The organism is Streptomyces avidinii (genome assembly GCF_014650695.1).
GTDB lineage: Bacteria > Actinomycetota > Actinomycetes > Streptomycetales > Streptomycetaceae > Streptomyces > Streptomyces avidinii.
The window spans coordinates 479,393-492,880 of sequence record NZ_BMVL01000004.1 but is presented as its reverse complement, the minus strand read 5'-3'; the positions used below and the strand labels follow the sequence as shown (position 1 = coordinate 492,880).

General features: G+C 72.6%; 10 protein-coding genes, 1 tRNA gene and 1 pseudogene. 6 read left to right on the top strand and 6 right to left on the bottom strand.

What is annotated here, in order from left to right; genetic code table 11:
• Window positions 1–232 precede the first annotated feature (232 nt).
• Window positions 233–1,948 carry a methionine--tRNA ligase gene (gene metG / locus IE257_RS13190; RefSeq protein WP_189968043.1) on the bottom strand — a complete coding sequence of 572 codons (1,716 nt, stop codon included), beginning with the start codon at window positions 1,946–1,948 and terminating at the stop codon, window positions 233–235.
• A gap of 580 nt (window positions 1,949–2,528) precedes the next feature.
• Here metG and IE257_RS13185 point away from each other — a divergent pair.
• Window positions 2,529–3,077 carry a sigma factor-like helix-turn-helix DNA-binding protein gene (locus tag IE257_RS13185; protein WP_229920317.1) on the top strand — a complete coding sequence of 183 codons (549 nt, stop codon included), beginning with the start codon at window positions 2,529–2,531 and terminating at the stop codon, window positions 3,075–3,077.
• Between the two features lie 815 nt (window positions 3,078–3,892).
• Window positions 3,893–4,612 (top strand): annotated as a pseudogene (locus tag IE257_RS39380) (IclR family transcriptional regulator domain-containing protein); the annotation flags it as partial.
• A gap of 418 nt (window positions 4,613–5,030) precedes the next feature.
• Here the strand turns inward: IE257_RS39380 and IE257_RS13175 are convergent.
• A tRNA-Leu gene (locus tag IE257_RS13175) sits at window positions 5,031–5,115 on the bottom strand.
• A gap of 234 nt (window positions 5,116–5,349) precedes the next feature.
• Here IE257_RS13175 and IE257_RS13170 point away from each other — a divergent pair.
• Entirely contained in the window at window positions 5,350–6,561 is a 1,212-nt protein-coding gene (locus tag IE257_RS13170; RefSeq protein ID WP_229920316.1) for a low temperature requirement protein A, read from the top strand.
• Here the strand turns inward: IE257_RS13170 and IE257_RS13165 are convergent.
• On the bottom strand, window positions 6,545–7,486 hold the full coding sequence (locus IE257_RS13165; protein ID WP_189968036.1) for a beta-ketoacyl-ACP synthase III: 942 nt from the start codon (window positions 7,484–7,486) through the stop codon (window positions 6,545–6,547). The genes IE257_RS13170 and IE257_RS13165 overlap by 17 nt on opposite strands.
• A 217-nt stretch (window positions 7,487–7,703) precedes the next feature.
• Here IE257_RS13165 and fdhD point away from each other — a divergent pair, with 217 nt between their 5' ends.
• Window positions 7,704–8,531, top strand: a complete 828-nt coding sequence (gene fdhD / locus IE257_RS13160; protein WP_189968034.1) for a formate dehydrogenase accessory sulfurtransferase FdhD — start codon at window positions 7,704–7,706, stop codon at window positions 8,529–8,531.
• Here the strand turns inward: fdhD and IE257_RS13155 are convergent.
• The 3 genes from IE257_RS13155 to IE257_RS13145 are packed head-to-tail and all read right to left on the bottom strand — an operon-like array spanning window position 8,521 to window position 10,480.
• Window positions 8,521–8,976: a hypothetical protein gene (locus tag IE257_RS13155; RefSeq protein ID WP_209468350.1), complete on the bottom strand. Its 456-nt coding sequence runs from the start codon at window positions 8,974–8,976 to the stop codon at window positions 8,521–8,523. The genes fdhD and IE257_RS13155 overlap by 11 nt on opposite strands.
• 22 nt (window positions 8,977–8,998) lie before the next feature.
• The gene (locus IE257_RS13150; RefSeq protein ID WP_189968029.1) at window positions 8,999–9,430 is read right to left on the bottom strand and encodes a (2Fe-2S) ferredoxin domain-containing protein; all 432 of its coding nucleotides are present in this window, start codon (window positions 9,428–9,430) and stop codon (window positions 8,999–9,001) included.
• Between the two features lie 9 nt (window positions 9,431–9,439).
• On the bottom strand, window positions 9,440–10,480 hold the full coding sequence (locus IE257_RS13145) for a bile acid:sodium symporter family protein (RefSeq protein WP_189968027.1): 1,041 nt from the start codon (window positions 10,478–10,480) through the stop codon (window positions 9,440–9,442).
• A 168-nt stretch (window positions 10,481–10,648) separates the two neighbouring features.
• Here IE257_RS13145 and IE257_RS13140 point away from each other — a divergent pair, with 168 nt between their 5' ends.
• Both IE257_RS13140 and IE257_RS13135 read left to right on the top strand, forming a co-directional pair.
• The gene (locus tag IE257_RS13140) at window positions 10,649–11,506 is read left to right on the top strand and encodes a LysR family transcriptional regulator (RefSeq protein ID WP_189968025.1); all 858 of its coding nucleotides are present in this window, start codon (window positions 10,649–10,651) and stop codon (window positions 11,504–11,506) included.
• A 103-nt stretch (window positions 11,507–11,609) separates the two neighbouring features.
• A complete protein-coding gene (locus tag IE257_RS13135; RefSeq protein WP_189968023.1) occupies window positions 11,610–13,436 on the top strand; it encodes an AMP-dependent synthetase/ligase in 1,827 nt (608 codons plus the stop codon).
• Window positions 13,437–13,488: the final 52 nt, after the last annotated feature.

The following is a 13,488-nucleotide window of genomic DNA, read 5'->3' as shown; positions in this document are numbered from 1 at the left end:
GTGCAACTATCCAATGCGCGGGGGCCGTCGGGCGAATTGCCCTCCGGCCGGCCCGGCAGGCGGCGAGCGGGGCGACGGCCATCGCCACCGCGGGCAGCGCCGTCCACTTCAGCGCGCACGCCCCGGCTCACGGCCCGGCTCACGCCCCGGCGGGCGCGCGTGAGGGGCACGACCCCATCGGGTCGCGCCCCTCACGCGGTGGTCATTCGGCCCCGAGGGGCCTGAAGGATCCTCAGGCCTCCGGGGAACCGCCGAAGCGCTCGCGGTAGGACTCCAGGTCCTCCTCGGTGACCCGGGCGAACAGCACCGGCGGCACGGTGAACGGCGTACCGGCCGGCACCGCGTCCAGGGACCGCGCCTGCTCCGGGGTGACCCACGCGGCGGTGTCGTCGGCGAGCGCGAACGAGGAGCGCATGACGCGCGCCGAGGCCGGGATGAACGGCTCGGAGACCACCGAGTAGAGGTGGATGAGGTTCATCGCGGTGCGCAGGGTGAGCGCGGCACCGTCCAGGTCGGTCTTGACCTCCGTCCAGGGGGCCTTCTCGTCGAGGTAGGCGTTTCCGGCAGACCACAGGGCGCGCAGCGCAGCCGCGGCCTTGCGGTACTGGAGGGAGTCCATGTGGCCCTCGTACTCGGCCAGCAGCTCGGCGATCTGCTCGCCGAGCTTGCCCTCGACCTCGCCGGCGGCGCTGCCCGCGGGGACCTCGTCGCCGAACTTCTTGCGGGAGAAGGTCAGTACGCGGTTGACGAAGTTGCCGAGGGTGCCGCCGAGGTCCTTGTTGACCGTGGCCTGGAAGTGCTCCCACGTGAAGGACGAGTCGTCGGACTCGGGCGCGTTGGCGATGAGGAAGTAGCGCCAGAAGTCGGCCGGGAGGATCTCCAGCGCCTGGTCGGTGAAGACGCCGCGCTTCTGCGAGGTGGAGAACTTGCCGCCGTAGTACGTCAGCCAGTTGAAGGCCTTGACGTAGTCGACCTTCTTCCAGGGCTCGCGGGTGGCCAGTTCGGTGGCGGGGAACATCACCGTGTGGAACGGGACGTTGTCCTTGGCCATGAACTGGGTGTAGCGGACGTCCTCGGCCTCGTACCACCACGACTTGTAGTCGCGGTTCGCCGGGTCCAGGTCCGACCACTCCTTGGTGGACCCGATGTACTCGATCGGGGCGTCGAACCAGACGTAGAAGACCTTGCCCTCGGCCGCCAGCTCGGGCCACGTGTCGGCCGGGACCGGGACGCCCCAGTCGAGGTCACGGGTGATGGCGCGGTCGTGCAGGCCCTCGGTCAGCCACTTGCGGGCGATGGAGGAGGCCAGCTGCGGCCACTCCTCCTCGTGCTCGGCGACCCAGGCCTCGACCTCGTGCTGGAGCTTGGACTGCAGGAGGAAGAGGTGCTTGGTCTCGCGGACCTCCAGCTCGGTGGAGCCGGAGATGGCCGAGCGGGGCTCGATCAGGTCCGTGGGGTCCAGGACGCGGGTGCAGTTCTCGCACTGGTCGCCGCGGGCCTTGTCGTAGCCGCAGTGCGGGCAGGTGCCCTCGACGTAGCGGTCCGGCAGGAAGCGGCCGTCGACCGGCGAGTACACCTGCCGGATCGCGCGCTCCTCGATGAAGCCGTTCTCCTGGAGCCTCCGCGCGAAGTGCTGGGTGATCTCGCGGTTCTGCGCGGACGAGCTGCGGCCGAAGTAGTCGAAGGACAGCTCGAAGCCGTCGTAGACCGCCTTCTGGGCGTCGTGGGCCTGCGCGCAGAACTCGGCGACCGAGATGCCGGCCTCCTTGGCGGCGAGCTCGGCGGGGGTGCCGTGCTCGTCGGTGGCGCAGATGTAGAGGACGTCGTGGCCGCGCTGGCGGAGGTACCGGGAGTACACATCCGCCGGAAGCATCGACCCGACCATGTTGCCCAGGTGCTTGATCCCGTTGATGTACGGAAGCGCGCTGGTGATCAGGTGTCGAGCCATCCTCGGATGCTCCATTTCCTATGTGCGGTACAACGTGACGTGACGGACTGTGAATGCGGTTCATCGTATCGAACCGCCGAAAGGCCACGCGCCGCATTTGTTCATGGGTGGACGTAATGCAAAAGCGAGGGCAGTGACCTCTCCGTCACGGCCCTCGCGATCAGGCTCATGTTACAGCCGGACGGCGGCGCACCGGACCGGTGTCCGAGCGGTGTCCGAGCGGTGTCCGAGCGGCGGCCGAGCCGTGGCCGAGCGGCGTCCGGGCAGTGGCCGAGCGTCCGAGCGGTGCGGGAGCGGTGCGGGAGCAGCGCCCGGACGCGGATCGATCAGCGCCCGCGCAGCGGCATCCCCGGCGGGCATATGCATACGTGCTGGCTGGAGCCGTGCATGATCGAGATCGATCACGGGTCGATCATCCCCGACGTATTGCTTCCAGGTTTCTTCTCTGCGCCCTCCGAGTGCGCCCACGCTGCTTTCCTGTTCAGCGCACAGGGGATGAGGTGGAGCGGTGAACGATGGCGGACCGGAGGAGTCCGGTGGGGCCGTGGGACTACCGAGCCGGCGCCGGCGGCCGACTCCCATGAGCCAGTGGGATCCGACGGCGCGCCTGTCGTACTGGGCCTTCCACGCCAATCGGCGGCCCGCGTACATGCGCTTCGCGTATCTGCAGCTGGGCTCGGACGGGGCGGCGGAGGAGGCGGTGGACGCCGCCTTCGACTCGATCATGGGCGAGTGGCTGCGGATGCTCCACATGGACCGCCTCGACGCCTACGCCTGGGCCGTCCTCAAGCAGTGCCTGGTCGACCGGCAGCGCCGGCGCCACCCGTGGCAGCCGCCGCCCGAGCCGATGGACATCAGCGCCTTCGAGGCCGCCCTCAAGGAGGCCCACGCCGACCGGTACGAGGTGCTGACCGACACCATCCGCTTCTACTCCGCCGTCTCCCGGCTCGTCGAGCGCCAGCGCGACGCCGTGCTCCTGCGGTACGGGCTCCAGTGCACCCCCGGCGAGGCCGCCTCCGTGATGGGCGTCGACGAGGCCACCGTCCGCTCCTACCTCGGACAGGCCCACCGACGGCTCGCCCGGCTGCTCGACACGTCCGCCGCAGCACCCGGATCAGCCGAATCATGAGGCACTACGAACGGCAGGAGCGCCAGGACCGCGACCCGATCCCCCGCTCCCTGGCCGAGCTCCTCGCCCGGGCGGGGGTCCGCGACCGCTACCGGCACTACGACCTCGGCGCCGCCGAGGCCCGGCTGCTGCGCGCCACCCCGCACGCCCCCGGGTCGGGACACCGTGCCCGGCGGCGGTCGGTGCACGGCTGGAGCGATCCCGCGCGGGACTGTCCCCTCGACGCCGAACGGGCCCGGCGCGACCTCAAGGCCGCCTGCCTGGCCTCCGCCTGCGCACCGAAGGCCGGGGCGCACCTCGACTCCTTCCTCGCGGACGGACACACCGACCTGGCCGGGGCCGTCGTCTTCGGCTGCCTGCTGCACCTGGCCGGGCTGCGCGAAGGGGCCCGTTTCTGGTGGCAGTTCGCCGCCGGGTCCGGGAGCCCGCGGACCTCGGCGGCGGCGTACTGCCTCTTCCTCGACCACTCCCGGCGCGGCGAGCACCACGACGCCCGCCACTGGGCGCGCGAGCTGGGCCGGCGCGGCTTCCGGCCGGGCGGCCGGCGGGATCTGCGCGAGGTCCGGCTGTGCGCGCAGGCGGCCGTCCTGCGCCACGTCGACCAGTTCGAGGATCCGGACCTCGGTCCGGTGCCGCTGCCCAGGCCCGGGCTGTCCGGGGTGCTGGCCTCCTTCCTGCCGCCGCCGGTCACCGTGTGGGCGGCCTCGGTCCCCCCGCCGGTGACCGCGCTGCGGCCGGCCGCCGGACCGCTGCGCCACCCCGCGCTGACGGCGGCGGCCCGCGGGACCGCCGCCCCGGGAGGGACGAGCCGCGCCCTGGCCGAGGCGCGCCGCGCCCTGGCCGTCGTACGGGTCCTGGAACGACACCCACTGGGGGTGCGGGCCGACCGGCTCGCCCGGGAGTCCGGCCTCGCCGAGGGGGAGCTGCGGCCCCTGCTGATGATGCTGTGCGAGGAGGAGTACGCGGTGCGTCCGGCCCTCGGGGTCTACGGGCGCGGCCCCGCCCTGGAACGGCTCGCCGCTCCCGGCGGCCACGGCCTGGCGGGGCAGCTCCAGCGCACCCTGGCACTGGCCCGGGACAGCGCGGGCGCCGCGGTGTACCTCAGCCGGTACGCCGAGGGCGAGGTCCGGATCACGCAGATGGCGGCCGGGCCCGCGACCCCGCCGGTGCGGGAGTGGGTCGACTTCCGGGCCGCCGCGCATGCCAGCGCGGTGGGCAAGTGCCTGCTGACCCAGCTCGACCACGACCGCCGCGCCGACCACGTGGCCCGGCACCGGCCCGCGCGACTCACCCCGCGGACGATCACCGACAGCCGGGTCCTGTTCAGCGCCCTGGACGCGGTGGCTCCGGGCGCGCCCGTGTTCGACCTGCGCGAGTACTCCCCCGGGGTCGTCTGCTCGGCGGTCCCGATCGCCACCGGGGACGCCGCCGGCAGCCTCGCGCTCTCGCTGCCCGCATCCCACGCCCACCGGCTGGGCGCGGCCACCGAGGCCCTGCGCCGCAAGGCCGTCCCGGTGCTGCTGGCGCTGCTCCTGACGGGGGCGATCCCACCGGACGCCCCGGAGGTGCCGGACGCGCAGGACATGCCGGACACCGGGGCCGCGACTCCGGCAGAGACTCCGACCGACCGGCCGCGGGCGATGCGGGCCCCGGTCACCCCGGAGACCCTGCGCCACCTGCGGCGCCTCTTCCGCACCCCGCTCACCGGTGGAACGGCCACGGCGGGCGGCCCGCACCTGGTCAGCGACACCACCGCGGCCGCTGCCTACCTCTTCGAGGCCGCCGAGGACACCGACCTGCCCCGGCTGTCGCTCCCCCACACCTTCACGTCGGTCACCCCGGGCAGCCTGACCACCCCGACGGGCCTTGTGGTCCTGGGCCCGTGACACCGAGCCCGGCGGGGGTGGGAGAACGAGAAGAGCCCCACACGATGTGTGGGGCTCTTGCTTCTTGTGTCCGAGGGGGGACTTGAACCCCCACGCCCGATAAAGGGCACTAGCACCTCAAGCTAGCGCGTCTGCCATTCCGCCACCCGGACCAGGTGGTCGGCCCCGGTTTCCCGCGGCGACATGGACAACAATAGCAAAGGATCGGCGGGGTTCCGACCACATATCCGGGCGGCGATCGTCCGCCACGCCGGGCTGACCTGCACGCATGCGTCGACGACCGTCGACGGGACGGACCGTCTCGCGGTGGGATGCCGAGTTCTGCTGGACATCGGGGGGCGCCGGGCGGTCGGATGGCTTGCGCACACATCCGGGGGGAGCCGCGCATGGAAACCGAGCACCGCGTCAGCACGCTCGAGTTGTTCTTCGACCTCGTCTTCGTCTTCACCATCACGCAGTTGACGGTGCTTCTGGCGGACGACCTGAGCCTGCGGGGCGCGGGGCAGGTGGTGCTGATCTTCACCGTGCTGTTCTGGATGTACGGGGGCTACGCGCACCTGACCAACCAGGTGCCGCCGGACCGGACGGTCCGGCGGGTGCTGCTCATGCTGGCCATGGGGGCGTTCATGGTGTGCGCCCTGGCCGTGCCCACCGCCTTCGGAGCCGGCGGCATCGCCTTCGGCCTCGGGTACCTCCTGGTCGTGCTGGTCCACAGCGCGCTGTTCACCCAGGCGCACGGGAGCGGGGTGCTGTGGTTCGCGCTGCCCAACGCCCTGTGCGCGCTGTCGGTGACGGCCGCCGGCTTCTTCGACGGGCTCCCGGCCTGGGGGCTGTGGATGCTCGCGCTGCTGCTGCAGTTCGTGACGCCGGTGGTCGTGCAGCGGGTCGCGGCGAGCGGGACCGCCGGGGACGCCGCGGGTGCCCAGGGGGCCGAGGGGGCCGAGGCGCCCGAGCAGACGGTCGGTGACCGGCTCGGCGGTATGAACGCCGCTCATCTGGTGGAGCGGCACGGACTGCTGCTGATCATCGTCTTCGGCGAGTCCGTGATCGCGATCGGCATCGGCGTGGGCACCCTGCCGCTGTCCCCCGGGATCGCGGGCGGTGCTTTCCTGGCGCTGGCGATCGCGTCCGCGATGTGGTGGATGTACTTCGTGCGGGACGAGGGCCGGGCCGAGGAGGTCTTCGCGCAGACGCCGCCGGAGCGGCGTTTCAAGCTGGCGATGGTCGCGTACTACTACGCCTTCCTGCCGATGCTCCTGGGCATCGCCGTCTTCGCGGCGGGCGTGAAGAAGACCATCGGGCACCTCGGCGAGCACCTGCATACCGGCCCGGCAGTCGCGCTGGCGGGCGGGGTCGCCCTCTATCTGGCGGGTGACCTGGCCTTCCGCGCGGCGCTGCGCATCGGGCCGGTCCGCTACCGTGCGGCGGCTCTCCTGCTCGCGCTCGCCACGGTCCCGGTGGGCACGGGCCGGTCGGGTGCCGGCCAGCTGGTGGCCCTGGCGTGCGTCCTGGTCGCCGCGCTGGTGGCCGAGGGCCGCCGCTCCCCGGCCGGGGCGGCGCGGGGAACGGCTGCGGAGCCCGTCACGGGCAGTGGATGACCTGGCCCGCGTAGGAGAGGTTGCCGCCGAAGCCGAAGAGGAGGACCGGGGCGCCGGAGGGGATCTCGCCGCGCTGCACCAGCTTCGACAGGGCCATCGGAATGCTGGCGGCCGAGGTGTTGCCGGACTCGATCACATCGCGGGCGACGATGGCGTTGACGGCGCCGATCTTCGCGGCGAGCGGCTCGATGATCCGCAGGTTCGCCTGGTGGAGGACGACCGCGGCCAGCTCCTCCGGCGTGACTCCGGCCTTCTCGCACACCTTGCGGGCGAGCGGCGGGAGCTGGCTGGTGGTCCAGCGGTAGACGGACTGGCCCTCCTGGGCGAAGACCGGCGGCGAGCCCTCGATCCGGACCGCGTTGCCCATCTCCGGGACCGATCCCCACAGCACCGGGCCGATGCCCGGCTCCTCGCAGGCCTCGACCACGGCCGCGCCCGCGCCGTCACCGGTGAGCACGCAGGTGGTGCGGTCGCTCCAGTCGGTGATCTCCGTCATCTTGTCGGCGCCGATGACCAGGGCGCGGGTGGCGGAACCGGCCCGGATGGCGTGGTCGGCGGTGGCCAGGGCGTGCGTGAAGCCCGAGCAGACGACGTTGATGTCCATGACGGCGGGGCCGCCGCCCATGCCCAGCTTGGCGGCGACGCGCGCGGCCATGTTCGGCGAGCGGTCGATCGCGGTGGACGTGGCGACCAGGACGAGGTCGATGTCGTCGGGGGTCAGGCCGGCGCCGGCCAGCGCCTTGCCCGCCGCCTGGTAGGCCAGCTCGTCCACCGGCTCCTCCGGGCCCGCCATGTGGCGGGTGCGGATGCCGACGCGGGACCGGATCCACTCGTCGGTGGTGTCGACCATGGCCGCGAGGTCCTCGTTGGTGAGCACTTTCGCGGGCTGGTAGTGCCCTAGCGCCACCACGCGTGAACCGGTCATGGGCGGGGTCCCCCTTTGTACGGAAGTCAGGATCACCCAGCTTCGCCTGCTACTGGTGGGTACGTGTGCGTGTGACCCGACAGGATTGCGGGCCCGGATTTTGGAGCTTCCCGAGGATCCACCTGCCGGGGGCGTCGCGGGAAGCGGAACCGGGACAATGGGCTTGCCGGGCACCGGCGAGAGAAGAGACACGAACAGAAGGGGTGGACTGATCACCATGGGACGGGTCACCGAGCGCCGTCGCGTCGTCCGGGTCCGCAACGGCGGGGCGGGTGTCCGGCCGGACACACTGGTGGCCGAGGAGCCGCTGGAGATACGTCTGAACGGCAAACCGCTGGCCATCACGATGCGCACCCCGGGCGACGACTTCGCCCTGGCGGTGGGCTTCCTGGTCAGCGAGGGGGTGCTCGGCGCCGCCTCGGACGTGCAGGCCGTCACCTACTGCGAGGGGGCGACGGCGGACGGTTCGAACACCTACAACGTGGTGAACGTCCAGCTGGCCGCCGGGGTCCCGGTGCCTGACATCACGCTGGAGCGGAACGTCTACACCACCTCTTCCTGCGGCCTGTGCGGCAAGGCCAGCCTGGACGCGGTCCGTACGGCGACCCGTTTCCCGGGGATCGCCGCCGATCCGGTACGGGTACCCGTGGAGGTCCTCAGCGCGATGCCGGACCGGCTGCGCGAGGCCCAGAAGGTCTTCGACCGTACGGGCGGACTGCACGCGGCCGGGCTGTTCACGGCGCAGGGCGAGCTGCTCGACCTGCGGGAGGACGTGGGCCGGCACAACGCGGTGGACAAGATCGTGGGCCGGGCCCACCAGGCGGGTCGGCTCCCGCTGACGGGCGCGGTCCTGCTGGTGTCCGGCCGGGCCTCCTTCGAGCTGGTGCAGAAGGCCGTGATGGCGGGCATCCCGGTGCTGGCGGCCGTCTCGGCGCCGTCCTCGCTGGCGGTGGACCTGGCACTGGAGTCGGGGATGACCTTGGTCGGCTTCCTGCGGGGGTCGGACATGAACATCTACGCGGGCGAGGAGCGGATCACCCTGTAGCGGTACGCCGGAACAGCTCCCTGGCGCCGCGTTCGTAGGCGAGGAACGACGCCCACACGTGGCTGCCGTCCCCAGAGGCGCCCCCCTTGCCCGTGCCGTGCAGCGTGAACCAGTTGTCGCAGACCTGTACCGCGGGCGTTCCGTCGACGGGGAACTTGATCAGGATCTGGATACCCGGGTCCTCGTCGGAGTGCCGAGCGATGGTCCAGCTGCCCTCGCCGGTGAGCACGGCTCGCTTCGGGCCTGGGGTGCATGGCCAGCCCGAGAGCTCCGCGAGGCGGATCCGGCCGTCGGCCAGCACCTCGAGCCGGCCTCCGCGGTCGCCCTGCCACGTGCCGGTGACGTCCTGCGCCGTGAGCGGCACGGAGGGTTTGCTGTCTTCCAGGTCGAGGGACAGGGCCAGCCGGATCACCAGAGCGGCCAGCAGGGCGAACAGTACGATCACCGCGCGGGCGAGGTTCTGCACCTCAGCGCGCCCGGCGGCTGCGGCGGCCGGTGTTGGCGGCCGGCTTCGGGGACGGGGGGTCGATGCGGTGCAGGTCCAGGGTGGGCGGGAGCGGGGTGGTGCCCGGGCCGCCGGATTCGGCCCAGGCGATGATCTCGTCGGTCGCGGTGTCGTCCAGCGCCCAGCCGAACCAGGTGGCGCGGGCGCCCCGGCGGCGGGCCTCGCTGGTGGGCTGGACCACGATGACGTTGGCCTGGGCGCAGGGGCCGAGGCACTCGCTCGTACGGACGGCCAGGCGGCCCCCCGAGGCGGCGGCGGCCTCGCGCAGCCGGGCGAGTTGACCGGCGTGGTCGGAGCCGGGGTTCTTGCGGGGGTCGCCGCAGCAGCAGCCGCGGCAGACGACCAGGGTGCAGGGGCGTTCGGCGTGGGCGGCGAGCGGGCGTATCCAGGTCACCACCGAACGTTACCGGGCCCGGGGCGCGGGCCGTTGGACCGCGGGCGAGACGTCCGCCACACGGTCGGCGGCGAGTTCGGGCGCCGGATCCTGGGCGCGGCGCCGGGCGATGACCGCGCAGACCATCAGCTGCATCTGGTGGAAGAGCATCAGCGGGAGCACGGCGAGGGCGGCGTGGGCCCCGAACAGCACGCTGGCCATGGGGAGTCCGGCGGCGAGGCTCTTCTTCGACCCGGCGAACTGGATGGCGATGCGGTCCGCGCGGCCGAAGCCGAGACGGGCCGCGCCGTACCAGGTGGCGAGGAGCATGACGGCAAGGAGCACGGCCTCCACCAGCATCAGGGCGGCGAGCCGCAGGAGGCTGACCCGGTGCCAGATCCCCGCGACCACGCCCGCGCTGAAGGCGGCGTAGACGACGAGCAGGATCGAGCCGCGGTCGACGCGGCCGAGGACCTGCTTGTGGCGGACGAGGAAGCCGCCGACCCGGGGGCGCAGGGCCTGCCCGAGGAGGAAGGGCAGCAGCAGCTGGAGGGTGATCTTCAAGAGGGAGTCGAAGGAGAAGCCTCCCGCGTCGCCACCGAGCAGGGCGGCGGCGAGGAGGGGGGTGAGGACGATGCCGGCCAGGCTGGAGAAGGAGCCGGCGCAGATCGCGGCGGGGACGTTGCCGCGGGCGATCGAGGTGAAGGCGATGGAGGACTGCACGGTCGAGGGGACCAGGCAGAGGAAGAGCAGGCCGCTGTAGAGAGGGGCGGTGAGCAGGCCGGGGACGAGGCCGCGGGCGGCGAGGCCGAGGAGCGGGAAGACCACGAAGGTGGCGGCCAGCACGGTCAGGTGGAGCCGCCAGTGGCGCAGGCCCTCGAGGGCTTCGCGGGTGGAGAGCCGGGCGCCGTAGAGGAAGAAGAGCAGCGCCACGGCCGCGGTGGAGGCGACGTCGGCGAGGGTGGCGGCCGGGCCGCGGGCGGGGAACAGGGCGGCGAGGCCGACGGTGGCGAGCAGGGCCAGGATGTACGGGTCCAGGGGCAGCCGGGCGGGCAGGTGCGGGCGGCGCATCGGAGGTGCTCACTTGCTGTCGGGGCGGGTGCCGGTCACTGGGTGTCGGCTACTGCGTGCTGGGTACTGCGTGCTCCTCCCATGGTCGGTGGCGCCCGGTCATCGGGAAACCCGCATACCGCACTCACTGTCATCGCGATGCGTGATGAGCGGGAGTAGCGTGGGGTTATGTACGACCCTGTCCAGCTGCGGACGTTCCTCACGGTGGCCCAGACGCTCAGCTTCACGCAGGCCGCGGGTCGGCTCGGGGTGGGGCAGTCCACGGTCAGCCAGCACGTACGGCGGCTGGAGGAGGCGACGGGGCGCCCGCTGTTCGTCCGGGACACGCACAGCGTCGGGCTCACGGAGGACGGCGAGGCGCTGCTCGGTTTCGCGCGGACGATCCTTGAGGCGAACGAGCGGGCGGCGGCCTTCTTCGCGGGGACGCGGCTGCGCGGGAGGCTGCGGTTCGGGGCGTCGGAGGACTTCGTGCTGACGCGTCTTCCGGAGATCCTCGAAGGCTTCCGGCACGAGCATCCCGAGGTGGATCTGGAGCTGTCGGTGGAGCTCTCGGGGACGCTGCACGAACGGCTGGACGCGGGGCGCCTGGACCTGGTGCTCGCGAAGCGGCGGGGTCCCGCGGACGAGCGGGGCCGGCTCGTCTGGCGGGACCGGATGGTGTGGATCGGCGCGGAGGGGCTGCGGGTGGACCCGGAGCGGCCTGTTCCGCTGATCGCCTTCCCGCCGCCGGGCATCACCCGGGCCCGGGCGCTGGAGGTGCTGGAGGGCGAGGGGCGGGCGTGGCGGATCGCGTGCACGAGCGGCAGTCTGAGCGGTCTGATCGCAGCGGCCCGGGCCGGGCTGGGCGTGATGGCGCACACCCGGGGGCTGATCCCGCCGGGCCTGGTGCGGGTCGGCGGGCTGCCGGAGCTGGGGCCGGTGGAGTTCGCGCTGCTCCGCGGGGCGCGTCCGTCGGCCGCGGCCGAGGCGCTGGCCGCGGCCGTGCTGTCCGGTGCGGACCGGCTCAGTCGCACGTCAACGGCGTGAACACCGCGATCACTGGGGAGGTCTTGTGGAGGTATCCGATGGCCGATGAACCCCTGTTGACCATGAGGTACGTTCACCGCGGCGCGCGGAGAGGAGCGGGGCCTTGCGCGAGATCACCGTCCCACCCGTCGTCACGGGCGCGCCCGTCGGCGGCCTGGCCGACATCGTCTTCCAGCACGCCCGCGAGGAGCCGGACCGGGTGGTGCTCGGCCGCAAGACCGAGGGGGTCTGGCAGGACGTGACCTCGCGGGAGCTGGCCGCCGAGGTGCTCGCGCTGGCCCGGGGGCTGCTGGCCCAGGGGGTGCGTTTCGGGGACCGGGTGGCCGTCATGTCCCGCACCCGGTACGAATGGACCCTCTTCGACTTCGCCCTGTGGGCGATCGGCGCCCAGCCCGTCCCGGTGTATCCGACGTCCTCGGCCGATCAGGTGCACTGGATCCTCTTCGACACCGACTGCACGGCCTGCGTGGTCGAGGACGAGAACCAGGCCATGACGGTGGGTTCGGTCATCGACCGGCTCCCGCACCTGCGCCGGCTGTGGCAGCTCGACGCGGGGGCCGTGGACGCGCTCGTCGCCGACGGCCGCGGGGTCGCCGAGGACGTCGTGCACCGCCATCGCGGGGCGGTGACGCCCGACGCGACCGCCACCGTCATCTACACCTCGGGGACCACCGGCCGGCCCAAGGGGTGCGTGCTCACGCACGCCAATTTCATGTACGAGACCGACACACTGGTCAACCGCTGGGAGTCGGTGTTCCAGGCCCGGCAGGGCGAGCAGCCCTCCACCTTGCTCTTCCTGCCGCTGGCGCACGTGTTCGGGCGGATGGTGGAGGTGGCCGCCGTCCGGGCGCGGGTCAAGCTCGGGCACCAGCCGGTGCTGGCGGCGGCCGAGTTGCTGCCGGATCTCACCGCCTTCCGGCCGACCTTCGTGCTGGGCGTCCCGTACGTGTTCGAGAAGGTCTTCGCGGCCGCACGCCGCAAGGCGGAGGCGGAGGGGCGTACGGGCCCCTTCGACCGGGCGGTGGAGACGGCCGTGCGGTACGCGGAGGCGCGCGAGCGCAAGGCTTTCGGCACCGGGCCGGGGCCGTCGACCGCGCTGCGGATGGAGCACCAGCTCTTCGACCGGCTGGTGTACGGGAAGGTCCGCGAAGCGATGGGCGGCCGGGTCCGGTACGCCATGTCGGGCGGGTCGGCGATGTCGCGCCGGCTGGGGCTGTTCCTCGACGGGGCGGGAATCACGGTGTTCGAGGGGTACGGGCTGACCGAGTCGTGCGCGGCGGCCACTGCGAACCCGCCGGGGGCGACCAAGTACGGCACGGTGGGGCGGCCGATCCCGGGCAGTACGGTGCACATCGCGCAGGACGGGGAGGTGTGGCTGCACGGCAGCCACATCTTCTCCGGGTACCTGAACGACCCCCGGGCCACGGAGGCGGTGCTGCGCGACGGCTGGCTGGCGACCGGGGACCTGGGCCGACTCGACGAGGACGGCTACCTCACCATCACCGGGCGCAAGAAGGACATCCTGGTGACCTCCAACGGCAAGAGCGTCGCGCCCGCCGCCCTGGAGGAGCGGGTCCGTTCGCATCCGCTGGTGTCGCAGTGCGTGCTGGTGGGCAACGACCGGCCGTACATCGCGGCGCTGCTCACGCTGGACATGGACGGGATAGCGCACTGGCTGTCGATGCGCGGCCGGCCGCAGATGCCGGCGACGGAGCTGGTGGGCGACCCGGAGCTGACGGCGGAGGTCCGCCGGGCCGTGGTGGCCGCGAACACCCTGGTGTCGCAGGCGGAGGCGATCCGTACGTTCCGGGTGCTGGGTGAGCAGTTCACCGAGGAGCGGGGGCTGCTGACGCCCTCGTTGAAGCTCAAGCGCCGGGCGATCGAGAAGGCGTACGAGAAGGAGGTCGCGGCGCTGTACTCCTCCTCCTGAGCCGGGGTGGGCCGCGGGTCGTCACGGCAGGTCCGGTCGGCGTTCCGGGCGG

Coding starts and splice junctions, on each gene's coding strand:
- metG (WP_189968043.1), bottom strand. CDS start 1,948: ATGGCTCGACACCTGATCACCAGCGCGCTTCCGTACATCAACGGGATC.
- IE257_RS13185 (WP_229920317.1), top strand. CDS start 2,529: ATGAGCCAGTGGGATCCGACGGCGCGCCTGTCGTACTGGGCCTTCCAC.
- IE257_RS13170 (WP_229920316.1), top strand. CDS start 5,350: ATGGAAACCGAGCACCGCGTCAGCACGCTCGAGTTGTTCTTCGACCTC.
- IE257_RS13165 (WP_189968036.1), bottom strand. CDS start 7,486: ATGACCGGTTCACGCGTGGTGGCGCTAGGGCACTACCAGCCCGCGAAA.
- fdhD (WP_189968034.1), top strand. CDS start 7,704: ATGGGACGGGTCACCGAGCGCCGTCGCGTCGTCCGGGTCCGCAACGGC.
- IE257_RS13145 (WP_189968027.1), bottom strand. CDS start 10,480: ATGCGCCGCCCGCACCTGCCCGCCCGGCTGCCCCTGGACCCGTACATC.
- IE257_RS13140 (WP_189968025.1), top strand. CDS start 10,649: ATGTACGACCCTGTCCAGCTGCGGACGTTCCTCACGGTGGCCCAGACG.